We start from the raw sequence: 20950 nt of genomic DNA, 5'->3' as shown, positions 1-20950 counted from the left end.
GCGCGGGCCGCGCCCGCCGTCAACGCACGAACCGGTTGACGTAATCCGCACCGAGGCCGATGCGCTCGTAATGCGCGCGGCAGCTCTCGATCTTCGTGAACACGTCCTCGTAGCCGATCGCCTTGCCGGCCGCGTCGAGATACACATAGCCGCCCGTCGCATGGAACAGCGTGATCATCTCGGTCACGTCCTCCGGCACGAACAGCGTGTGGATCTCGCCCGGCGGCTCGAACGCGTAACCGCCCGCCTCGGCCACCCAGTCGTGCTCCAGGTAGTACCAGCGGCCCTTGATCGGGAACGCGTGAACCGGCCCGGTGTGGTGATGCACCGACAGCACGCCGGAGCGCCGCACACGCAGCAGGTTGATGAAATAGCCTTGCGTGGCGTGCAGCATGATCGGCTTGAAGCTGACGCCTTCCGATTGCGGCACCCACAGGTGCTCGTCCTCTTCCACGCCGGAAATGGCGTTCGGCAGCACCAGCCCGTTGGCGATGTGGAACTCGCGCGGGTGCGCGAAGGCGGCGGGTTCGGGCTTGCCGTTGTTGCGGTTCATGGCGCGATCGTTCATGTTCGTGGGTCCTCTTTCTTCGTCTTTCGATGTGATGTTCGTATTGGGCTGCCCGACGCCGCGCGTCAGGTCATCAGCCAGCCGCCGGCCACGTCGACAACCTGGCCGGTGACGAATCCCGCTTCGTCCTTCGAGGCGAGATACAGGCACAGCGCGGCCACTTCGCGCGTCGTGCCGAGCCGCTTCAACGGGGTTTGCGCGACGTACGCGGCGTTCGCGGCCTCGCCCGCCACCGCCACCATCTCGGTGTCGATGCGCCCCGGCGCGATCGCGTTGACGTTGATGCCGAACGGCCCGAGCTCGCCCGCGAGCTGGCGCGTCACGCCGATCACGGCGGCCTTGGTGGCTGCGTAATGCAGCGCGCAGACGTCGAGGTAGGCCTTGCCGGCCACCGACGACATCGACACGATCCGGCCGAAGCCGCGTTGCTTCATGCCCGGCGTGGCGAGCTTCGTGAAATAGAAGATGCCGTTCAGGTTCACGTCGACCACGCGCAGCCATTCGTCCACCGGGATCGCGTCGACCGGCAGGCCGCGGCCATCCGTCTTCGGCGAGATGCCGGCGTTGTTGATCAGCGTGTCGATCGGCCCGAGCAGCGCCTCGGCGCGCGCGAACGCGGCCCGGCACGAATCGAAGCGGCCCACGTCGGCGGCCACGAAATGGACGTCGCCGTGTTGCTCGCGCAGGCGGCGTTCGGCATCGCGCCCGAGCTGCTCGTCGTGGTCGACGAACACCACGCGTGCGCCGCTGTCGAGGAACGCGCGCACCATGCCGAGCCCGATTCCGCGCGCGCCGCCCGTCACCAGCACGTTGCGGGACGAGAAATCGATGGCGGCGGCGCTCACAGCACCACGACCATCTTTTCGACGTCCTGAGGATGCTCGATCGAGTAATCCATCATGGCCGGCAGCGTGTCGAGGCCGTGCGAGATCGAGATGATCCGCTCGACCTTGCCGATGTTGCGCTGGAGCAGCGCCACCGCGTCGGCGAACACGTTCGAGCTGTTGCGCGAGCCGATGATGTCGATCTCCTTCGCCACCACGGTGCTGATCGGAATCGGCAGGTTCTTGCCCGACATGCCCACCAGCACGTAACGGCCCGCGGCGCGCAGCGCGTCGACGCCGAGCTTGATCGCCGGCTCCACCGCCACCGCGTCGATCACGGCCGTCACGCCGCCGCCGGACCACGCGCGGATCGCCTGCGGATCGTCGTGCGCCGGGTTGAACACGAAATCGGCGCCGAGCGCGCGGGCCTTCTCGAGCCGCGACGCCATCACGTCGGAGATCGCCACCTTCGCGCCGAGATCCTTGCAGGCCAGCACCGTGGCCAGCCCGATCGGGCCCGCGCCGAGGATCAGCACGATGTCGTCGGCCACGATACGGCCGCGCTTCGCGGCCTGCACCGCGATCGACAGCGGCTCGGCGAACGTGGCCACCTGCGGCAGCACGCCGTCGGCCGCATGCATCAGGTATTCGGGCACCACCACCCGTTCCTGGAACGCGCCGGGGCGATGCACGCCGAAGATCGCGAGGCTCTCGCAGCAGTTGTAGCGGCCTTGCTGGCAGGCGTAGCAGGCGCCGCAACGCAGCAGCGGCTCGATCACCACCTGGCTGCCTACGGGCAGGCTTCGTTTGCAGTCCGAACCATATGCCAGGATCGTCGCGCAGAACTCGTGGCCCTGCACCATCGGCAGTTTCGCGTACGGATGATGGCCCAGGTAGATGTGGTGATCCGAGCCGCAGATGCCCACCGCGCGCACCTGGAGCAGCACCTGCCCCGGCCCGGCTTGCGGCTCGTCGACTTCCGTCAGCGTCAATTGCCGGGGCTGTTCCGTCACATAAGCTTTCATGCGTGTCGTCTCGTTTCTGGATGAAGTCGGGGCAGGCCGCTCACTGCGCGTGCTGACGGCCCAGCGATTCCGTGCCGGCGGCGGGCTGCGTGGTCGGGCGGAACGTGTAATACAGGCCCTTGATGCCGATCGCCGAGGCCGCCACCGCGGCAGGGATCGCCAGCGCCATGAAGATCTCGTGCGATTCCCAGCCGCGCGACATCAGGATCCCGCCCATCGACGCGCCGAACACGCCGCCGAAGCGCCCGATCCCGAGCACCCAGCTCACGCCGGTGGCGCGGTATTGGGTGCGGTAGAACTGCGTGGCGAGAATCACCGTCTGCACCTGGCTGCCCATCGCGAAGCCGGCGAGGAACACCAGGAATTCCTGCATCGGCACATCGTTGAGCGGATGGAACGCGATCGCAATCAGGCAAAGCGCGGAGGCCGCATAGGCGCAGGTGATCACGATGTAGCCGCTGATGCGGTCCATCAGCCAGCCCATCACGATGTTGCCGGCGGTGCTGCCGGTCAGGAACATGCCGGTGACGATCGCGGCCTGCGCCACGCCCACGCCGGCGTCCTTCATCATGGTCGGCAGCCAGCCCGTCACGGTGTAGACGATGATCAGGCCCATGAAATAGGTCAGCCACAGCATCACGGTGCCGAGCCCGTTGTTGTGCTGGAACAGCGCGAGCACCGGCGACCCGGAACGTGCCTGCGGATTGAGGCTTTCGGGCAGCACGAAGCGGGCGCCGGCGAAGTCGGCCTTCGCGGAAATCCTGCGCAGGATCGCGGCGATCCGCTCGGCCGGCGCGTTGCGCACCACCAGGAAGCGCACCGATTCCGGCAGGATCAGCATCAGGAACACCGCGCACACCAGCGGCAGCACGCCGCCGATCACGAGCAGCGCGCGCCAGCCGTGCGACGGCACCACGGCCGAGGCCACGAAGCCGGCCGAGGCGGAACCGATCGACAGCCCGCAGAACATCAGCGTCGAGAGCAGCGAGCGGCGGCGGTGCGGCACGTATTCGCTCATCAGCGTGACGCTGTTCGGCAGCGCCGCGCCGAGCCCGAGGCCGGTGACGAAGCGCAGCGCGGTCAGCGACCACAGCGAATCGGCCAGCGCGCTGGCCAGCGTCATCACGCCGAACAGCAGCGACGAAATCACGATCACCTTCTTGCGGCCGAAGCGGTCGGCCAGCGGGCCGGCCGTCAGCGCGCCGAACGCGAGGCCCAGCAGCGCCGCGCTCATGACCGGCGCGAGCGCGGCCTTCGACACGTGCCATTCGGCGATCAGCGACGGCGCGATATAGCCCATCGCGGCCGTGTCGAGGCCGTCGATCGAGACGATCAGGAAGCAGAGGACGAGGATCGTCCACTGGAACGGGGAAAAACGGTTGTCGTCGAGGAATTGCTCGACGTCGATTATTTTTTGGCTCACCGGCTTGTCTCCTCAAATGTCTTGAGAAATCGTTTTTTGGATCCTGCTCTGGGCGGGTCGGTTTTCTATTTGTTATGTGATCGAAATACTAGCGGAGCGGGTTGCGGGCGAGGAAAGACGAATTTTCCATACCGGCTATTGCCTGGGCCTATTGCCCTGGCGGGGAGAGGAGCGGAGGGACTTGCGGGAGGGAAGCCGGCGCGCGGTTGGCGCCGGTTGGCGGGCGGAACGACGGGGGGCGTCGATCGGTTAGGCGAGGACGAGAAAACTCACAACTGCACCGCTCGGGGACGTATCGAAGGCGCAAGATATATGCAACATTTATGCCGCGCTGATCAAATGGAGAAATTAACCAAGACTCGATATCAAAGCACACCCACATTTTGCATGATGACCGTGCCTCGCGATCGGAGACCCTGCATCGCATATTTTTGAATCCCCTTCCAGTATCACGTTTTGAATAACATCCGGATGCACATTACATTTAACCGCGTCACCTTTACGCGCGACACATCGCCCTCCAATAGTCATCTTATTCGACCCTTCAACCACCTCTCCACCTCGCTCCAATGAGTCCCCTATTCGGATCGCATTTAACAAATCGCCTCCAACGAGTTCATCATTTTTGGTTCCAACATGCATCAGTTCCGCTTTGACACCGGACAAATTCGTCCTGAGAAAGCTGCTGCTCTTTTAATACACTCTCTCGCCCTGAAGAGTCGATATTTATAAAATAAACATAATTCCCCCTACTTGCATCAAATCCAACCGCCTTTACAGCAGAAAGCTTTCCGTTGAGCACCTTATAAAAATAACGCACAGACTGATATTTGTCTCCTGAACTTGTTGTGAGCGCAGAGTACATTCCATCATCAAAAGAATTTTTTTGAAGCTGCGGAACTTCCCCCAAATCAATTAAATCATCATTCTTTATTACAAAGTAGTGCATCCCATCGCCATCCCTCCCGGCGCCCGTTCCGATTCCAATACCTTGAAAATCCCTACTTCCAAAAGCAATTTCCGTATCAATGGTTGGCACGAAGCCGCTACCTTCGTAGTTAAGTTGGCGATTTATTTTTTTTTGATTCCGCATGGAAATTGATAAAAAAAGCTTTCCACCATCGCCTGAGCCATCCGCGCAAGACATCAAATGCACCTGTATGTGATTGAGATTTTTATCTACAGTTTGCATGTCAACGCACTCCGAAAATGCGAGACTGCTTGAAAAGAATGCGCAGATAAAAGAAAAAATATTCAAACAGCGTCGCATAATGCCCTCTTTGCAGTTTCCACGCGCCCCTGCCTCGCTGCGAAAGTGGAAGTATCATATCGGTTAATAATTAACGACACATTATTCGAATGTGGCGCTGCGTTGGACGCACTGCTTTCCCCATCGCATGCTGAATTTATATTGTGACGAACCCAAAACCAACCACCCACATCTCGTCCTCGCCCAGCAGGGACTGCAATTTTTTTCTGGCGCGTAACTCCAGCATGGCCTCGCTGTAAGCGTCTTGCAGTTCCTTGATCTGCCGCTCGTATTGCTCCCTGACGTCCAGCGGATTGGCACGCAATACGTTCTCCATGCCGCGCTTGCCGTCGTCCACCCAGTTCTCGACCTCGGAAGGCGACAGGTCATAGGCTCGGCTGGCTTCGGCAACCGTCGTCTTGCCCTGAATGATGTCCATCACCAGCGCGCTCTTGCGCTTGGCTGTCCATCGTTTGATGTCTTCGTCCATCCTCATGCTCATCGTCTTTTCATCCACTATGACGTGAGCAGGTTTTCACTGGGTCGGTACAGAATTGCCGAAAATTCTACAGACGGCTTTCGGTTTGCGAGGCATTTTTCCTCCTTGGGGACAGGGATATGCCTCGAACACGAAATTACAAACAGGCCCGCCGGGCGGCGGGCCTCGCAACAGCGTTACACCAACTCGCCCAGCGACGCCGGCGCGAAGCCGCGCAGTTCGCCTTCGCCGGAGCGCACCTTGTTGACCCATTGCGGATCGGTCAGCAGCGCGCGGCCCACGGCGATCAGATCGAACTCGTCGCGCGCCATGCGCTCGACCAGCGATTGCAGCCCCACGCTCGTCGAGCTTTCGCCGCCGAACGCGCCCATGAAGTCGCCCGACAGGCCGACCGAGCCGACGCTGATCGTGGCCGCGCCCGTCAGCTTCTTGGCCCAGCCCGCGAAATTGAGGCCGTGCTCGCCGTCGACCTCGGGGAATTCCGGCTCCCAGAAGCGGCGCTGCGAGCAATGCAGCACGTCCGCGCCGGCGGCCACCAGCGGTTCGAGCCACTGCGCCATCTCGTTCGGCGTGGGCGCGAGGCGCGCGGCGTAATCCTGCTGCTTCCACTGGCTCAGGCGGATCACGATCGGGAAGCCCGCGCCCACTTCGGCGCGCACCGCCGCGACGATCTCGGCCGCGAAACGCGCGCGCTCGCCGATGCTCGGGCCGCCGTAGGCATCGGTGCGATGGTTGGTGCCGGCCCAGAAGAACTGGTCGATCAGGTAGCCGTGCGCGCCGTGCAGCTCGATCGTGTCGAAGCCGAGCCGCTTGGCCGCGCCGGCCGCCTTCGCGAACGCGGCGATGGTGTCGGCGATGTCCGCATCGCGCATCGCGACGCCGCGCGCCACGCCGGGCGCGTCGAGGCCCGACGGGCTTTCCACGGCCGCCTCGGGCACCCAGTCGGTCATGAAGCTCTTGACCGCGCCGGTGTGCCACAGCTGCGGCCCCATCTTGCCGCCCGCGCCGTGCACGGCGTCGATCACGGCCTGCCAGCCGGCCAGCGCGCGCTCGCCGTGGAAGAACGGGATGCCCGGATCGTTGCGCGACGCGGGGCGCTCCACCACCGTGCCTTCGGACAGGATCAGGCCCACGCCGCCTTCGGCGCGGCGCTGGTAGTAGGCGGCGTTCGACGGCCCGGGGATGCCCTCCGGCGCGAACGAGCGCGTCATCGGCGCCATGACGATGCGGTTCGGCAGCGTCAGCGAACCGACGGAAAACGGCTGGAACAGGACATCGGAAGTCGAAAGCGACATGTAAAGCTCCGTGGATGAACGAACCACGATGGTATATTCCGGAAACCTGGTGTCAATTACGCACTTTGGGTCGCCTAGGTATCTTCGAGGAAACCATGTCCATCCCCTGCGCCACCTTCTCGGTCGATTGTCCGAGCCGCATCCTGTTCGACCAGATCGCCGACAAGTGGTCGATGATGATTCTGACCGTGCTCGATGCCGGGCCGCTGCGCTTCAACGCGATCAAGCGGCACCTCGAAGGCGTGACGCAGAAGGCGCTGACGCAGTGCCTGCGCCGGCTCGAACGCAACGGGCTGCTGTCGCGCACGGTGATCCCCAGCTCGCCGGTGGCGGTCGAATACGAGATCACGCCGCTCGGGCGCTCGCTGCAGGGGCCGTTCAAGGCGCTGTATGCGTGGACGCTCAAGCATCTCGATCAGGTCGACGCGGCGCGCGCCGCGTTCGATGCGCGGGCCGACGTGCAGGGTTGAATCGGGCGTCGCGCTCGCGAGAGCCGCGGGGCGGTTTGCCGCGCATTGCTCGCCGGCGGGCGATCGACGTGGAAAGTTCGATCGCCCGCCAAACGCTCGAGCACCGCGAGTTGCAGCCGCTCCGCTCGTCAGTCGCCGATCGCACCACTCGCTCGATCGCCTCTCCAATGCTCAAGCCCCGCGAGCAGAAGCCGCCCCCTGGCCAGCCGCCGATCGACACCGCCTCTTCGATCGCCCGCCAGGCACGCGTTCAAACCCCGCGAATCGAAGCCGCCCCCCTGGCCAGCCGCCGATCGATGCCGCCCCTTCGACCGCCCGCCCAGCCCTCGCTCAAACCCCGCACGCCGAAGCCGCCGCCCTCGCCGGCCGCAACCCCACCCACGCGATCGCCATGCCGCCCAGCGTCAGCACGCCCGCGACGATCGCGGCCGCGTGCAGCCCGCCGGTCAGATCGCCGATTTCCGGCCGCACCAGCGCGCCGAACACCCCCACGCCCACCACGCCGCCGATCTGGCGCGCCGTATTGAGCACGCCCGACGCCACGCCGATCCGCGACGCGCCGAACGCCATCAGCACGGCCGTGTTGATCGACGGCACCACCAGCGCGGTGCCCACGCCGACGGCCAGCATCGGCAGCGCCACCGTCAGCGCGCCGCTGTCGGCGTGCACGCGCACCAGCAGAAAGTAGCCGAGCGCGGCCAGCGCCTGCCCGGCCACCATCGGCACGCGATAGCCGAGCCGCGCGGTCAGCGCCCCCGAGGCGAGGTTCGCGACGGTCACCATCGCCGTCATCGGCAGGAACGCGAGGCCGGTATCGAGCGGCGAATCGTGGCGCACGCCCTGGAAAAACAGGCTCATCGCGAACATCAGCCCGTAGTAGCCGAAGTTGGCGAACAGGCCGACCAGCGCGCTGACCCGCATCGCGGCCTGGCCGAACAGCGACAGCGGCATCAGCGGCTGCGCGTGCCGCGCCTCCACCGCCACGAACAGCGCGCCGCCCGCCGCCGCCACCGCGAAACCGGCCAGCACCGGCGCGCCGTTCCAGCCCAGGCGGCCGGTTTCCACCAGCGCGTAGGTCAGCGCAGCCAGCGCCACCACGGCCAGCGCCTGCCCCGTCAGGTCGAGATGGCGCGACGCGTGGCGTTCGGTGTCGGGCGCATGCGCGAGCGTCAGCCAGATCCCGGCGATGCCCACCGGCACGTTGATCAGGAAGATCGCCGGCCAGCCGAAGCCGGCCACCAGCACGCCGCCCACCAGCGGCCCCGCGCCGAGCGCCAACGCGGCGGTGCCGGCCCAGATGCCGACGGCGCGGGCGCGCGCATGCGGCTCGGGAAACGCGGCGCCGAGCAGCGCCAGCGACGACGGCACGCACAGCGCCGCGCCCACCCCCTGCAGCAGCCGCGACGCGATCAGCATCGCCGCGCCGCCCGACAGCCCGCAGCCGATCGACGCCAGCGTGAACACCGCGAAGCCGGCCACGAACACGCGCCGCGCGCCGAAGCGGTCGGCCAGCGCGCCGGTGGACAGCAGCAGGCTCGCGAACGCGAGCGTGTAGGCGTTGACCACCCATTCGAGCGCGCTCGAATCGAGGCCGAGGCCGTCGCGCATGCGGCCCAGCGCGACGTTCACCACGGTGACGTCGAGGCAGATCAGCACGAAGCCGAGGCTGGTGGCGAACAAGGCCAGACGGGGCCGGAACGGGCGCGCCGGCGAGGAAGCGGAAGCGGGCATGGAGACACCGTGCGGAAGGAAGCGATGCCGCGCACTGTATTCCGCAAGCCAGGCTTGATAAACCATCGGCGAATAACAACAGAACCCACTATTATTTGCGGAATGGACCTGCTCAAAGCGATGACCGTATTCGTGCGCGTGGTGGAAACCGGCAGCCTGACGGCGGCGGCGGTGGCCTGCGACCTGTCGCCGACGATGATCGGCAATCACCTCAACGCGCTGGAGGCGCGGCTCGGCGCGCGCCTGATCCACCGCACCACGCGCAAGCAACAGCTCAGCGCGTTCGGTCAGGCGTATTACGCGCGCTGCGTCGAGATCCTCGGGCTGGTCGGCGATTCGGAACGGCTCGCGCTCGATCATCTGGCCGTGCCGCGCGGGCGGCTGCGCGTGACCGCGCCGGTGGTGTTCAGCAACGAATCGCTGATGCCGGTGATCGCCGACTATTGCGCGCGCTATCCCGAGGTGAAGCTGGAGATCGTCGTGACCGATTCGCTGTCGGATCTGATCGAGGACGGCTTCGAGGCGGCGATCCGCATCGGCACGCTCGGCAATCCCGATCTCGTCGCGCGGCCGTTGCGGCCTTACCGGCTGGTGCTGTGCGCGTCGCCCGCGTATCTGGCGGCGCACGGCGCGCCGGCCGCGCCCGCCGATCTCGGCGCGCATCAGTGCCTGAGCTACGCGTATCCGCCGCGCTCGGAGTGGTACGCGGCGCAGCCGGAATGGGTGCTGCAGGCGCGCGACGGCCAGGCCGAGCGCATCAGCGTGCCCGTCGACGGCCGCCTGAAGATCGACAATTCGGAAGCGCTGCGGCGCGCGATCCTGCGCGGCCTCGGCATCGCGATGCTGCCCGAGATGCTGGTGGCCGAGGATCTGCGCGCGCAGCGGCTGGTGGAGGTGCTGCCCGGGTTCGCCGCGCCCGATCGCGCGCTGAACCTGCTGTATCTGCGCGAGCGGCACACCTCGCCGAAGCTGCGCAGCTTCATCGACTTCATGGTGGAGCGCTTCGGCGTGGAAGGCGTGGAAGACCCGGAAGGTTCGGCGGGCGCAGCGAAACACGGCAGGGACGCCGGTCATGCGCCGCCCGCGGCCTCACCCGCGCCCCCACCCCGCCGCCGCGTGCGCCGCGTTCAGCCGAGGTAATCGGCCTTGTTGGCTTCGAAGTACTGGGCCAGCGTCTGCGGCGCGCGGCCGATCAGCGTTTCCAGGTGATCGGTGACGATCGACAGGTTGCCGGCCCGCACGTCGGCGTCGATCGACACCAGCATCGCGATCAGCCCGTCGGGCAGGCCCGCGTCCTTCAGGCCGGCGGCGAGTTGCGTCCCGTCCACGCGCACCACGGCGAGCGGCCGGCCGGTGGCCTTGGTGGCCAGTTCGGCCACCTCGGCGGTGTTCAGCGCCTGCGGCCCGGTCAGCGTATAGACCGGATTGCCTTCAACCGGCGCGTCGAGCGCCGCGGCGATCGCCTCGGCCATCTCCTCGCGCGCCGCGTAGGCGATCCGCCCGCCCTGCGCGGACGAATACCACTGGCCCGCCTCGAGCGAATGCGGCAGCGACATCAGCAGGTTCTGCTGATACCAGTTGTTGCGGAAGATCAGGTACGGCAGGCCGGTTTCGCGGATCGCGCGCTCGGTGCCGGCGTGATCGGGCGCGAACGTGATCTGCGAGCTTTCGGGGTTCGGCAGCGACGTGTACGCGATCCGGCCCACGCCGGCCGCCGCCGCGGCCGCCACGGCGTTGCGGTGCTGCTTCAGGCGCGTGCCGGCGCCGTCGAGCGCGTCGGTCGACACGATCAGCACCGTGCCCACGCCCGCGAACGCCTCGGCCAGGCCGGCCGGATCCTCGAAATCGGCACGGCGCACCGCAACACCTTGCGCCGTCAGGTCGGCCAGCTTCTGCGGATCACGCGAGCCGGCGACGATGCGCGCCGGCGCCACGCCGCGCGCGAGCAATTGTTGGATCACCAGCTTGCCGAGTTTGCCGGCCGCGCCGGTGACGAAAATCGTGTTGCTCATGAGACAGCCTCATTTCGAGAGTTGCTCTCAAATCGAGAGTGCCTCGATAATCGGGCTTCGGCGCCGCGCCGTAAAGAAGGCAGTTTTTCAGGAGATAGTTACCAAATGGGAACCACCCCCAAATCGGCCAGCGCATTACAGGCCAAACTCGACGAGATCCGCGTCACGGCGGGGTCGATCTCCGATTGCCCGGTGCGCGACCTGCTGAACGTGATCGCCAGCCGCTGGAGCTCGCTGCTGATGATGGCGTTGGCCGAGCGCCCGTATCGCTTCGGAGAACTGCGCAGATTGGTGCCGGACATCTCGCAGCGCATGCTGACGCAGACGCTGCAGGAACTGCAGCGCGACGGCTACGTGCACCGCGAGGTGTTTCCCACCAAGCCGCCCGGCGTGGAATACAGCCTGACCGAGCTTGGCGAATCGATGTTCAACGCGCTCAACGTGCTGCTGCGCTGGACCGAGGACAACCAGGAGAAGGTGATCGCGGCGCGCGCGGAATTCGACGGCGAGCGGGCATCGGCGTCGGCCTGAACGGCTTCGAGCGGCGAGAATCGGCTTCGACGCAAACACCGCCGGCCGCCGAACCGGCCCGCGTTCTCCGCGCAGGCCGGCCTCGTTCACGCTGTCACTGCACCGCCGCCGGACGCGCATTCCAGTGCGCCGCCTCGGCCGAGCCGCTGTCGGCGCTGCCTTCCTCGAGCGAGACGTTGCGCGTCTCGCGCCCGTTCACCATCCACAGCAGCGCGGCGAGCGGCCCCGGCAGCGCGAGCAGCAGCAGCCCGATCAGCGCGGCCGACGGCGTGCCGGTGGCCGCATACACGTTGGTCAGCATCAGCGGCGCGATCATCGCGCCCATCCGGCCCACCGCCACCGACACGCCGAGGCCCGTGGCGCGAATCCGCGTCGGCAGCACTTCCGACGACACCACGTAGCCCGAAATATAGGCCCAGGTCACGCCGAACTGGATCAGGCAATAGCCGAGCACCATGCCCGGCAGTGTGTGCATCAGGTAGATCAGCACGATCGCGGCGGTCGTGAAGCTGTAGCTGACCAGCAGCGACATGCGCCGCCCCCACGCCTCCACCAGCACCGATGCGCACAGCCCGCCCAGCAGCGCGGCGACGTTGCCGTACACGTAGTACAGCGGCATGTCGGCGGCCGGCACCTTCATGTACGGCAGGATCACCAGCGCCATCAGCGACAGCACGCCGTACACCACGGCCGCCTGCGAGAAGTTCAACGCGCTGGCGAGGCCGCAGCGCAGCCGGTACGCGCCGAACAGCTCGCGCACGTTGCGCCAGAACGCGGGCTGCGACGGCGTGTAGAGCGCCGGCTCGTAGCGGCGGCGCGCCAGTTCGAGATCGGCCGCCGACGTGCCGGCGCGCTCGGCGCTGACCGCGATCAGGCCGACGATCGCCTCGGCCTCCGCGATGCGGCCCTGTTGCAGCAGCCAGCGCGGCGATTCGGGAATCACGCGGCGGATCCAGAAGAACAGCAGCGCCATGGTGGTGCCCAGCCCGAAGCCCACGCGCCACGCCACATCCGCCGGCAGGTGGTTCAGCACGAAGTACGAGATCGCGGCCGACAGCAGCGCGCCCACCGGAAACCCCGACAGGATCAGCGAATCGGTCTTGCCGCGATGGCCGCGCGGGATGAATTCGCCCATCGTCGCCGTGACGGCGGAATACTCGCCGCCCACCGCGAGCGCCGTCATGGCGCGGAAGAACAGGAACGATTCGTAGTTCCACGAAAAGATCGTCAGCACGCTGAAGCACGCGTACCAGAGCAGCGTGGCGAGAAACAGCCGCTTGCGGCCGAAGCGGTCGGCCAGATAGCCGAACGCGATCGCGCCCACCAGCATCCCGAACACCCAGATCGTCACGGCCAGCGAGCCCTGCGCGGAACTGAGGTGCCACTGGCTCTTGAGCACGCCGAACACGCTGCCGATGATGTTGGTCTCGAACGAATCGAGCGCCCAGCCCACCCCGAGCGCGGCCACCAGCAGCGTGTGGAAACGGGTCCACGGCATATTGTCGAGACGCGACAGCGCGTCGGTCCTGACGGATTGCGGCGTAGTCATGAAGTTCTCCTGACGATTCACGATACGAGCGCGGGCTGCGCCGCCTGCGTGAAATCGAATTGCGGGAAGCGCGCGGGCGCGCCGATGAAATTGCGGCCGCGCGCGCCGTCGAAGGCGTTCGCGACGAGATCCTGCCAGGCCTGGGCGTCGAGGCCGTAGGCGGCCGGGTGGCATGCCACGCCGAGCGCGACCAGCCAGGCTTCGAGCTGGGCCGGCGCGCCGTCGAGCGTGCCGAACACGTCGACCAGCGCGCGATCGCAGGCCGGATCCGCGCCGAGCGCCGAGCGCATCACGGCCGGCAGGCAGAACGAGCAAGCCACGCCGTGCGCCACGCCGTGCCGCAGCGTGATCGCATACGAGATGTTGTGGGCCAGCGCGGTGCGCGTGTTCGAGAACGCGAGGCCGGCGCGCAGCGCGCCGAGCGCCATCGCCGAGCGCGCCGCGAGATCGCCGGGCGCGGCCATCACGCGCGGCAGCGCCGCCAGGATCTCGCGCGCCGCCTCCACGGCCAGGCCACGCGTGACCGGGTTCGCGTTGACGTTCCAGAGGCTTTCGAGCGCATGCGACAGCGCGTCGAGCCCGCTGGCCAGCGTCGGCTCGGGCGGCAGCCCCGCCACCAGCCGCGGATCGACCAGCACCGTTTCGGGGTAGAGATCGTCGCGGGCGAGCGAGAGCTTGCGATCGCGCGCCGGATCCCACACGGTGGCCCACGACGTCACTTCGCTGCCGGTGCGGAGGTGGTGGGAATCGCCACGATCGGCAGCGCGCGCGGCGCGACGCGCGTGCGGCCGTCCTCGATCCAGGCCAGCACCGGGTCGAGCCGGCCGTGTTCGGCGGCCAGCACCTTGGCGGTGTCCATCACCGAGCCGCCACCCAGCGCCACCAGCACGGCCGGCGCCTCGGGCAGCGCGGCGAGCGCGTCGCAGGCCGCGCGCAGCATCGTCACGGAAGGGTTGGCCTCGACGTTGTCGATGCGCAGCCGCGCCGGGCCGGCGAGGCGCTCGATCCGCTCGCACAGCGCAGCGAACGGCTGCCCCGGATACGTGACGATCGCGTACGGGCGGCCGGCCAGCACGCCGCCGATCGCGTCGAGCGTATCGACGCCGAAGCGCACCCGCACCGGGTTGTGGAATTGCCAGCGCATCACGCGGGTTCCCCGGCCAGCAGGCGCGCGCCGATCGCGTCGATCACCACCGGCAGGTCGGCGATGCTGTCGATCACGTAGTGCGCGCCCGTCTGCGCGAGGCGCGCGCGGGCCGGGCCGACGCGCGCGTCGCGGCCGGCGGCGTCGAGCGCCTGCCAGGCGTCGAGCGAGAGGCCCACTTCGTTGCCGCTCGCGGCGATGCCCACCGTCCACATGCCGGCCGCGAGGCCCGATTCGAGGCCGGTGGGGCTGTCGTCCACCACCACGCAGCTGCGCACGTCGGGCGCACCGAGCGCGAGCGCGTTGGCCAGGCACATGTCCGGGTACGGGCGGCCGCGCGCCACGTCGCTGACGGTGCAGCAGTGGTCGGGGCGGTAGCCGTGGCGCTCGGCCAGCGGCTGCAGGTTGTTCATGACCTCGCGCGGGTAGCCGGTGGTGCTGCCGATGCGGATGCCGCGCGCACGCAGCGCCGCGATCGTGTCGAGCGCGCCGGGGATCAGCGCGCTGTAGCGCTCGACGTTGCGCTCGTCGGCCAGCAGGAACGCGGCGTAGAGCCGGTCGATGTCGGCGTCGGTCGAGGCCGCGCCGTGCGTCGCGCGCCAGCGCAGTTGCACGGCCGGATCCTCGAGAATCAGTTCGATGTGCTCGCGCTTGGCCGCGCCCATCGGTGCGCGCGCTTCCGCCTCGCTGATCGGCACGCCGGCCGCCTCGAACACCTCGCGGAACGCATGCACGGGCGCGAGGCAGCCGAAATCGAGCACGGTGCCGGCCCAGTCGAAAATCGCGGTGGTGACGGGGCCGCGATAGGCGCGCTGCGCGCGATTCGCGGTGTGGGGATCGAGGCTGACGGATCGTTGCGGCATGCTCGGCTCCGGGTAGGAAGTGGATCACGGACGCCAGCATAGTTTTGCAACATGACCCATCTATGATCGAAATACCCGGTTCGACCGAATCGATCCATCGAAAAAATCGTTGGATAAACGTTCGGCCGTCGAACCGGCAGGCGGGGCAAGGGTTTCGGGCCGATACGCGCGGGTTGCGCACCGATCTCCTGAAATAAGGGGTGGATCGATAATATTGGCCGACACCGCCCGCGCCGCCCGGCCCCGTTTTCACCGCGTCTTCCGCACCGATCGATGACCCTGACCCAGATTCGCGCCTTCCTCGCCGTCGTCCAGCACGGCGGCTTCACCGCGGCGGCCCGCGCGCTCGCCACCAGCCAGACCACCGTCACCTCGCAGGTGCAGGCGCTCGAACAGGAGCACGGCGTGCAGTTGTTCCACCGGCGCGGGCGGCGCGTGGAGCTGTCGGCGGTGGGGCTGGATTTCCTGCCGCTGGCGCGGCAGATCAACGGGCTGGAGAACGACGCGCGCTCGCTGCTGCACGACAGCGGCGAGCTGACGCGCGGCGTGCTGCGGATCGGCGCGGTCAGCCCGTTCCACGTGACCGAGATGATCGAGGCGTTCCACACCGCGCATCCGCGCATGCAACTGGCCGTCACGCTCGGCAATTCGGAGAGCGTGCTGAACGATCTCGACGATTACGCCTGCGACGTGGGCGTGATCGCGCGCCCGTTCAGCGACGAGCGCTACGAGATGACGCCGTATGCGAGCTATCCGGTGATCGCGTTCGTGGGCGCGGCGCATCCGTTCGCGGCGCGCGAATCGATCACGCTGGCGGAACTGGCCGGCGCGCCGCTGCTGATGCGCGAGCCCGGCTCGACCACGCGGCGGGCGCTGGAGGATGCGCTGGCGCGCATCGGCGCGACGCCGCGCATCGCGATGGAGATCGGCAGCCGCGAGGCGCTGCGCGAGGCCGTGGCGCGCGGGCTGGGGGTGGGTACGGTGTCGGTGTCCGAATACGTGCCCGACGAGGCGCGGCTGCGGCCGGTGCGGATCGAGGGCGATCCTGTCAGCACGCACATCCACGTGTGCTGCCTGCGCGAGCGGCGCGAGAGCCGGCTCGTCGCGGCGTTCTTCGAGGCGATGCAGCGCTGCCGGCCGGCGGGGTGAGAGGAGCGTTGCGGCAGTTGCTGGCCGAGGCGTGGGCCGGCATCAAGCGCCACGCGCCTGTTGGCTCAAGCGCCGACAACATCGGCCTGCGTGAAGCCCCCGCGCGGGCGGCAAGCGGCGGCGGCCCGGCGCGCCGATAAAATCGGCCAGCGTGAAGCGCCGCGCGCCCGCCGACTCAGGCGCCGACAACATCAGCCTGCGTGAAGCTCCCGCGCGGGCGGCACGCGGCGGCGGCCCGGCGCACCGATAAAATCGGCCAGCGCGAGCGCCGCGCGCCTGCCGACTCAGGCGCCCGACGACACCAGCGTGAGTGAAGCCCCCGCGCGGGCGGCACGCAGCGATTGCCCGACGCGCCGACAAAACCGGCCAGCGCGAGCGTCGCCCGGCCAGCCCGTCACGCCACGCAGCGCCGCCGCGCGAACACCCGGCGTGTCAGATCGAACGCCACCAAGTTGCCGGCCACCACCAGCGCCAGCCCGAGCACCGCGAGCGGCGACCAGCGATAACCCTCGAAGAGCGTCGAGACGGTCAGCGCCACGAACGGAAACAGCACCGTGCAATAGGCCGCCCGCTCCGGGCCGATCCGGCCCACCAGCATCAGGTACGACGTGAAGCCGATCACCGAGCCGGGCACCGCCAGATAGGCGAGCGCGCCGAGGTAGCGCGGCGTCATTTCCGGCACGAACGACAGGCCCGCGACGGCCGAACCGATCGTCAGCGCCGACGCGCCGATCAGCATCGCCCAGCTGTTGGTCATCAGCGGCTGCAGGCCCATCGTCTGCATCCGGCTCGACAGCAGGCTACCGGTGGAAAAGCACAGCGTGCCGCCCAGCGCGATCGCGAGGCCGCGCCAGGTGGCGGCGTCGCCGAGATGGCCGGCCATCTGCTGATAGAACAGGCAGCCGATGCCGGCCAGCCCAAGCAGCGCGCCCGCGATCGCGGTGGGCTGCAGCGGGCGGCCCAGGAACAGCCGGCCGTTGATCGCGTTGAGCAGCGGCGCGATCGAGAACACCACGGCCACCAGCCCGCTCGGCACCACGCGCTCGGCGTAGTAGAAGCACAGGAAGTTCAGGCAGAACAGCGCCAGCCCCTGCGCGACGAGGAAGCGCCAGGCCGCGCGCGGCGGCACGATCGGCCGGCGCAGCGCGCGCAGGATCACGAACAGCACGGCGGCGGCGATCCAGAAGCGCCAGGCGATCGAGATCGGCGGCGGCACGCTGTCGAGCTGCCATTTGATCGCGATCCAGGTGGTGCCCCAGATCAGCACGGTGACGGCATAAAGCAGAAGATTCATGGCAAGGCGGCGTGAGGTTGGCTGACAGTGCCGGGCGGCCGGCCGGGGAAATCGGCGGCGGCGCTGCCCGGATGCTTACTGTGCCGCCCGCCGGGCCGGGCCACTTGTCCGGAATTGCTGTCTTTAGGCGACAGCGCGAGCGCGCCCGCGCGCGCGACCCTATACTGCGCCCATGAAGCCCGACAGCCCGCCGCTCCTCGCCGTCCCGCCCGCCTCCGCCGCCGACCTGGTCGGCGCGGCGGCGCTGCCGTTCGGGCTGCAATCGGTGTGCCGCACGCTGGCCGACACCGACGCCCAGTTGCAGCGCTTCGCGTGGCTCGGCGACAACCTCGCGATCGCCGAATGGACGCGCAACACCGAGGTGGCCGAAACGGCCTACGACAACCCCGGCCACCACACGCTGTCGTGCTACATGGCGGGCGGCTACCGCACCGAGCGCCACAAGCTGCCGGGCCGCTACGGCGCGCCGAGCCGGCTCTGCGCGCTGCCCGGCGATCACGAATCGCGCTGGTGGGTGCGCGGCCGGATGCACTTCATGCACCTGTACTTCCTGCCCGAGCACTTCACGCACCGCGCCGTGCGCGAGCTCGATCGCGAGCCGCGCGAGCTGGAACTGGCCGACCGCACCTATTTCGAGGATCCGCGCATCGCCGAGCTGTGCCGCTCGCTGCTGAACGAGCGCTGGGACGACACCGACGGCCGCCTGCGCACCAACGAAACCGCGCACGAGGTGCTGAGCGGGCTGCTGCGCGGGCAAAGCGTGGTGCGCACCGGCGTGATGCACACGGGCGGCCTCGCGCCCGCCGTGCGGCGGCGCGTGCGCGACTACATCGACGCGATGCTCGATCAGCCCGTCACGCTCGGCGAGCTGGCCGAGATCGCCGCGCTGTCCGAATATCACTTCGCGCGGATGTTCCGCGTCTCGTTCGGCGCGCCGCCGCACGCGTGGATCGCCGAGCAGCGGCTGGCCCGCGCACGCACGCTGCTGCGCACCACCGCGCTGCCGCTCGCGCAAGTGGCCGCGCAATGCGGCTACGCGAACGCCGCGCACTTCAGCCACCGCTTCCGCGACGCGCACGGCGCCACGCCCACCGCCTTCCGCCGGGCGCTGCAAGGCGGCTGAACCGCCGCGCCGCCGGTTGCGGTTTTCCGCGATCTGCCTATCATCGTGACCGTGCTCCAATTCCGATCGACGATGATCCTGCTTGCCCTCCACCGCCGCCGCGCCGGCCTGCCGCCGCCCTGCCCGCTGTCGGCCCAGCCCGCCCGCATGCCGCGCCGCCACGCGTGCGCCCCCCGCGCATGAACGGCCACGTCGCCTATACGCTGCTGGATCTGACCGGCACCTTCGTGTTCGCGATCAGCGGCGCGGTGGCCGCGCGCCAGCGCCGGCTCGACCTGTTCGGCGTGGTGTTCGTCACGTTCATCGTGGCGTGCGGCGGCGGGATCGTGCGCGACGTCTGCATCGGCGCGGTGCCGCCGGCAGGGCTGTCGAACTGGAGCTATCTGGTGGTGTCGATGGTGGCGGCCGCGCTGACGGTGGCCGCCTATCAGCGCGTGAAAAAACTGCGCTATCCGGTGCTGCTGTTCGATGCGATCGGGATCGGCCTGTTCGCCGTGGCCGGCGCGCAGAAGGCGCTGGCCTATAGCGAGAGCGCCGAGGTGGCGATCCTGCTCGGCATGTTCAGCGCGGTGGGCGGCGGCGTGATCCGCGACGTGCTGCTCTCGCGCGTGCCGGCGATCCTGCAGCGCGAGATCTACGCGCTGGCCGCGCTGTTCGGGGCGACCGTCGAGGTGGTGTCGCTGCGCACCAACTGGCTGCCCACGCTTGCGCCCTGGCTGGCGATCGGCTCGTGCGTGGCGATCCGGCTGTCGTCGCTGTATTTCGGCTGGCGGCTGCCGACGTTCGGAAACCGGCGCAAGGACAGCCGGTAGGCAGTCAGGCGGCGGCCCGGCGTTCGCGGCTTCGGCTTGCGCATCCGGGCAATCGGCCGTGCTCCGCGTTCGCGGCCTCGGCTTGTGCATCCGGCAATCGGCCGTGCTCAGCGTTTGCGGCCTCGGCTTGTGCATCCGGCAATCGGCCGTGCTCGGCGTTCGCGGCCTCGGCTTGCGTATCCGGCAATCGGCCGTGCTCGGCGTTCGCGGCCTCGGCTCACGCATCCGCCAACCGCCATGTCCGCCGTTCGACGTATCGACTCACGCCCCTGCCAATCGGCGTTCTCCCCCTCACCCCGCCCGCGCCGTCCCATCACGCGCCGCCGCGACGATCACCGCCGCCAGCGTGCGCGCCGCCTCGGCCATGCGCGCCTCGTCGAACCCGCCGAACCCGAGCACCAGCCCCGGCCGCGCCGTGCCGGGCGCATACATCGGCGAGACCGGCCGCACCGCCACGCCGGCCTCCAGCGCCAGCGCGGCCACGCGGCGGTCGTCGAAGCCGGCCGCGAGCCACAGCACGAGATGCATGCCCTGATCGCTCGGCTCGCGCCGGGCCAGTTCGGGCGGCAGCGCGGCGTCGAGCGTCTCGATCAGGCGCGCGCGCCGCGCCGCATACACGCCGCGCACGCGCCGGATATGGCGGTCGAGATGCCCCTCGCCCATGAACGCGGCCAGCACGTGCTGGTCGGCCTCGGGCGGATGGCGATCCATCAGCACGCGCGCGCCGCGAAACGCCGCCACCAGGTCGGGCGGCACGATCGCATAGCCGAGCCGCAGCGACGGGAACAGGATCTTGCTGAACGTGCCCAGATACACCACCCGCGCCGGATCCAGCCCCTGCATCGCCGGGAACGGATGGCCGGCGTAGCGCAGCTCGCTGTCGTAATCGTCCTCGACGATCCACGCGTCGTGCGTGCGCGCCCAGTCGAGCAGCGCCTCGCGGCGGCCCACGCTCAGCGGCATGCCGAGCGGATAGTGATGCGACGGCGTGACGAACGCCGCGCGCGCCTCGGGCGCGAGGCGGCGGCCGGCGTCGACGTCGAGCCCTTCCGCGTCCACCGGCACGCGCACGATCGCATCGCGCCGCCCGGTGCTTTCGAGGATCGCCGTGATGCCGCGATAGGCCGGGTTCTCGATCCAGGCGCGCTCGCCCGCGCCGAGCAGCACCTGGCAGGCCAGATAGAGCCCCTGCTGGGTGCCGGTGGTCACGATCACCTGGGCGGCGTCGCAGCGCACCGAGCGCGAGCGGCGCACGTAATCGGCGATCGCCTCGCGCAGCGGGCCGACCCCGCGCGTGTCGCCGTAACCCGACGGCGCAGCCGCGCCGCGTGCGCGCAGGCGGTTGCCGAGCCGCCGCCACGCCGCGTCGGGCAAGGTCGGGCCGCCCGG

20 protein-coding genes and 1 pseudogene are annotated in these 20950 nt (G+C 68.5%); 6 read left to right on the top strand and 15 right to left on the bottom strand.

Annotated elements, in window-relative coordinates; translation table 11 throughout:
• Positions 1 to 19: 19 nt before the first annotated feature.
• From G3N92_RS13590 to G3N92_RS13555, 8 genes are all read right to left on the bottom strand, one after another.
• On the bottom strand, positions 20 to 568 hold the full coding sequence (locus tag G3N92_RS13590; protein WP_241014768.1) for a 2,4'-dihydroxyacetophenone dioxygenase family protein: 549 nt from the start codon (positions 566 to 568) through the stop codon (positions 20 to 22).
• A 65-nt stretch (positions 569 to 633) separates the two neighbouring features.
• Positions 634 to 1413 carry an SDR family NAD(P)-dependent oxidoreductase gene (locus tag G3N92_RS13585; protein WP_339385912.1) on the bottom strand — a complete coding sequence of 260 codons (780 nt, stop codon included), beginning with the start codon at positions 1411 to 1413 and terminating at the stop codon, positions 634 to 636.
• Entirely contained in the window at positions 1410 to 2417 is a 1008-nt protein-coding gene (locus G3N92_RS13580; RefSeq protein ID WP_206128041.1) for an alcohol dehydrogenase catalytic domain-containing protein, read from the bottom strand. Before G3N92_RS13580 ends, G3N92_RS13585 begins: the two co-directional genes overlap by 4 nt.
• Positions 2418 to 2457: 40 nt before the next feature.
• Positions 2458 to 3840, bottom strand: a complete 1383-nt coding sequence (locus G3N92_RS13575; RefSeq protein ID WP_206128040.1) for an MFS transporter — start codon at positions 3838 to 3840, stop codon at positions 2458 to 2460.
• A 348-nt stretch (positions 3841 to 4188) separates the two neighbouring features.
• Positions 4189 to 4440 carry a PAAR domain-containing protein gene (locus tag G3N92_RS13570; protein WP_206128049.1) on the bottom strand — a complete coding sequence of 84 codons (252 nt, stop codon included), beginning with the start codon at positions 4438 to 4440 and terminating at the stop codon, positions 4189 to 4191.
• 19 nt (positions 4441 to 4459) lie between these two features.
• A complete protein-coding gene (locus G3N92_RS13565; RefSeq protein ID WP_206128039.1) occupies positions 4460 to 5032 on the bottom strand; it encodes a hypothetical protein in 573 nt (190 codons plus the stop codon).
• Positions 5033 to 5246: 214 nt separating this feature from the next.
• Positions 5247 to 5591, bottom strand: coding sequence for a DUF1153 domain-containing protein (locus G3N92_RS13560; protein ID WP_206128038.1), 345 nt, complete (start codon positions 5589 to 5591; stop codon positions 5247 to 5249).
• 173 nt (positions 5592 to 5764) lie between these two features.
• The gene (locus G3N92_RS13555) at positions 5765 to 6883 is read right to left on the bottom strand and encodes an NADH:flavin oxidoreductase (protein ID WP_206128037.1); all 1119 of its coding nucleotides are present in this window, start codon (positions 6881 to 6883) and stop codon (positions 5765 to 5767) included.
• A 95-nt stretch (positions 6884 to 6978) separates the two neighbouring features.
• Between G3N92_RS13555 and G3N92_RS13550 the strand changes: the two genes are divergently transcribed.
• Positions 6979 to 7353: a helix-turn-helix domain-containing protein gene (locus G3N92_RS13550; RefSeq protein ID WP_206128036.1), complete on the top strand. Its 375-nt coding sequence runs from the start codon at positions 6979 to 6981 to the stop codon at positions 7351 to 7353.
• A gap of 330 nt (positions 7354 to 7683) precedes the next feature.
• Here G3N92_RS13550 and G3N92_RS13545 read toward each other — a convergent pair whose 3' ends face one another.
• Positions 7684 to 9084, bottom strand: coding sequence for an MFS transporter (locus G3N92_RS13545; protein ID WP_206128035.1), 1401 nt, complete (start codon positions 9082 to 9084; stop codon positions 7684 to 7686).
• Between the two features lie 102 nt (positions 9085 to 9186).
• Here G3N92_RS13545 and G3N92_RS13540 point away from each other — a divergent pair, with 102 nt between their 5' ends.
• On the top strand, positions 9187 to 10224 hold the full coding sequence (locus G3N92_RS13540; RefSeq protein ID WP_206128034.1) for a LysR family transcriptional regulator: 1038 nt from the start codon (positions 9187 to 9189) through the stop codon (positions 10222 to 10224).
• Here G3N92_RS13540 and G3N92_RS13535 read toward each other — a convergent pair.
• Entirely contained in the window at positions 10212 to 11096 is an 885-nt protein-coding gene (locus G3N92_RS13535) for an NmrA family NAD(P)-binding protein (RefSeq protein ID WP_206128033.1), read from the bottom strand. The two genes, G3N92_RS13540 and G3N92_RS13535, sit on opposite strands and share 13 nt — an antisense overlap.
• Positions 11097 to 11201: 105 nt before the next feature.
• On the opposite strand from G3N92_RS13535, the gene G3N92_RS13530 reads away from it, so the two are divergent.
• Entirely contained in the window at positions 11202 to 11627 is a 426-nt protein-coding gene (locus G3N92_RS13530; protein ID WP_206128032.1) for a helix-turn-helix domain-containing protein, read from the top strand.
• 94 nt (positions 11628 to 11721) lie between these two features.
• Here the strand turns inward: G3N92_RS13530 and G3N92_RS13525 are convergent, their stop codons facing one another.
• The 3 genes and pseudogenes from G3N92_RS13525 to phnX all read right to left on the bottom strand — a co-directional run bounded on the left by G3N92_RS13525 (position 11722) and on the right by phnX (position 15183).
• Positions 11722 to 13176 (bottom strand): MFS transporter, encoded by a 1455-nt coding sequence (locus G3N92_RS13525; protein WP_206128031.1) that lies wholly within the window; start codon positions 13174 to 13176, stop codon positions 11722 to 11724.
• 17 nt (positions 13177 to 13193) lie between these two features.
• Positions 13194 to 14320, bottom strand: a pseudogene (gene psrA / locus G3N92_RS13520) (iron-containing alcohol dehydrogenase PsrA).
• Positions 14320 to 15183, bottom strand: coding sequence for a phosphonoacetaldehyde hydrolase (gene phnX / locus G3N92_RS13515; RefSeq protein WP_206128030.1), 864 nt, complete (start codon positions 15181 to 15183; stop codon positions 14320 to 14322). Before phnX ends, psrA begins: the two are co-directional and overlap by 1 nt.
• A 273-nt stretch (positions 15184 to 15456) precedes the next feature.
• Between phnX and G3N92_RS13510 the strand changes: the two genes are divergently transcribed.
• A complete protein-coding gene (locus G3N92_RS13510) occupies positions 15457 to 16332 on the top strand; it encodes a LysR substrate-binding domain-containing protein (RefSeq protein ID WP_206128029.1) in 876 nt (291 codons plus the stop codon).
• 394 nt (positions 16333 to 16726) lie between these two features.
• Here the strand turns inward: G3N92_RS13510 and G3N92_RS13505 are convergent, their stop codons facing one another.
• Positions 16727 to 17626 (bottom strand): EamA family transporter, encoded by a 900-nt coding sequence (locus G3N92_RS13505; RefSeq protein ID WP_206128028.1) that lies wholly within the window; start codon positions 17624 to 17626, stop codon positions 16727 to 16729.
• Positions 17627 to 17798: 172 nt separating this feature from the next.
• On the opposite strand from G3N92_RS13505, the gene G3N92_RS13500 reads away from it, so the two are divergent.
• Positions 17799 to 18749, top strand: coding sequence for an AraC family transcriptional regulator (locus G3N92_RS13500; RefSeq protein ID WP_206128027.1), 951 nt, complete (start codon positions 17799 to 17801; stop codon positions 18747 to 18749).
• A 179-nt stretch (positions 18750 to 18928) separates the two neighbouring features.
• Positions 18929 to 19561 (top strand): trimeric intracellular cation channel family protein, encoded by a 633-nt coding sequence (locus G3N92_RS13495; protein WP_206128026.1) that lies wholly within the window; start codon positions 18929 to 18931, stop codon positions 19559 to 19561.
• Between the two features lie 291 nt (positions 19562 to 19852).
• Here G3N92_RS13495 and G3N92_RS13490 read toward each other — a convergent pair.
• The coding region (locus G3N92_RS13490; RefSeq protein WP_206128025.1) for a PLP-dependent aminotransferase family protein at positions 19853 to 20950 on the bottom strand (1098 nt) is incomplete at its 5' end.

It is taken from the genome of Burkholderia sp. Ac-20379 (genome assembly GCF_017104645.1).
Lineage (GTDB): Bacteria > Pseudomonadota > Gammaproteobacteria > Burkholderiales > Burkholderiaceae > Burkholderia.
This window is presented reverse-complemented; position numbering and strand designations above follow the sequence as displayed.

Excerpts from the sequence above, each read along its gene's own strand:
- G3N92_RS13580 (WP_206128041.1), bottom strand. The coding sequence starts at position 2,417 with ATGAAAGCTTATGTGACGGAACAGCCCCGGCAATTGACGCTGACGGAA.
- G3N92_RS13555 (WP_206128037.1), bottom strand. The coding sequence starts at position 6,883 with ATGTCGCTTTCGACTTCCGATGTCCTGTTCCAGCCGTTTTCCGTCGGT.
- G3N92_RS13540 (WP_206128034.1), top strand. The coding sequence starts at position 9,187 with ATGGACCTGCTCAAAGCGATGACCGTATTCGTGCGCGTGGTGGAAACC.
- G3N92_RS13560 (WP_206128038.1), bottom strand. The coding sequence starts at position 5,591 with ATGAGCATGAGGATGGACGAAGACATCAAACGATGGACAGCCAAGCGC.
- G3N92_RS13535 (WP_206128033.1), bottom strand. The coding sequence starts at position 11,096 with ATGAGCAACACGATTTTCGTCACCGGCGCGGCCGGCAAACTCGGCAAG.
- G3N92_RS13550 (WP_206128036.1), top strand. The coding sequence starts at position 6,979 with ATGTCCATCCCCTGCGCCACCTTCTCGGTCGATTGTCCGAGCCGCATC.
- G3N92_RS13495 (WP_206128026.1), top strand. The coding sequence starts at position 18,929 with ATGAACGGCCACGTCGCCTATACGCTGCTGGATCTGACCGGCACCTTC.
- G3N92_RS13565 (WP_206128039.1), bottom strand. The coding sequence starts at position 5,032 with ATGCAAACTGTAGATAAAAATCTCAATCACATACAGGTGCATTTGATG.
- G3N92_RS13510 (WP_206128029.1), top strand. The coding sequence starts at position 15,457 with ATGACCCTGACCCAGATTCGCGCCTTCCTCGCCGTCGTCCAGCACGGC.
- G3N92_RS13500 (WP_206128027.1), top strand. The coding sequence starts at position 17,799 with ATGAAGCCCGACAGCCCGCCGCTCCTCGCCGTCCCGCCCGCCTCCGCC.
- G3N92_RS13530 (WP_206128032.1), top strand. The coding sequence starts at position 11,202 with ATGGGAACCACCCCCAAATCGGCCAGCGCATTACAGGCCAAACTCGAC.
- G3N92_RS13545 (WP_206128035.1), bottom strand. The coding sequence starts at position 9,084 with ATGCCCGCTTCCGCTTCCTCGCCGGCGCGCCCGTTCCGGCCCCGTCTG.
- G3N92_RS13525 (WP_206128031.1), bottom strand. The coding sequence starts at position 13,176 with ATGACTACGCCGCAATCCGTCAGGACCGACGCGCTGTCGCGTCTCGAC.
- G3N92_RS13505 (WP_206128028.1), bottom strand. The coding sequence starts at position 17,626 with ATGAATCTTCTGCTTTATGCCGTCACCGTGCTGATCTGGGGCACCACC.
- G3N92_RS13590 (WP_241014768.1), bottom strand. The coding sequence starts at position 568 with ATGAACGATCGCGCCATGAACCGCAACAACGGCAAGCCCGAACCCGCC.
- phnX (WP_206128030.1), bottom strand. The coding sequence starts at position 15,183 with ATGCCGCAACGATCCGTCAGCCTCGATCCCCACACCGCGAATCGCGCG.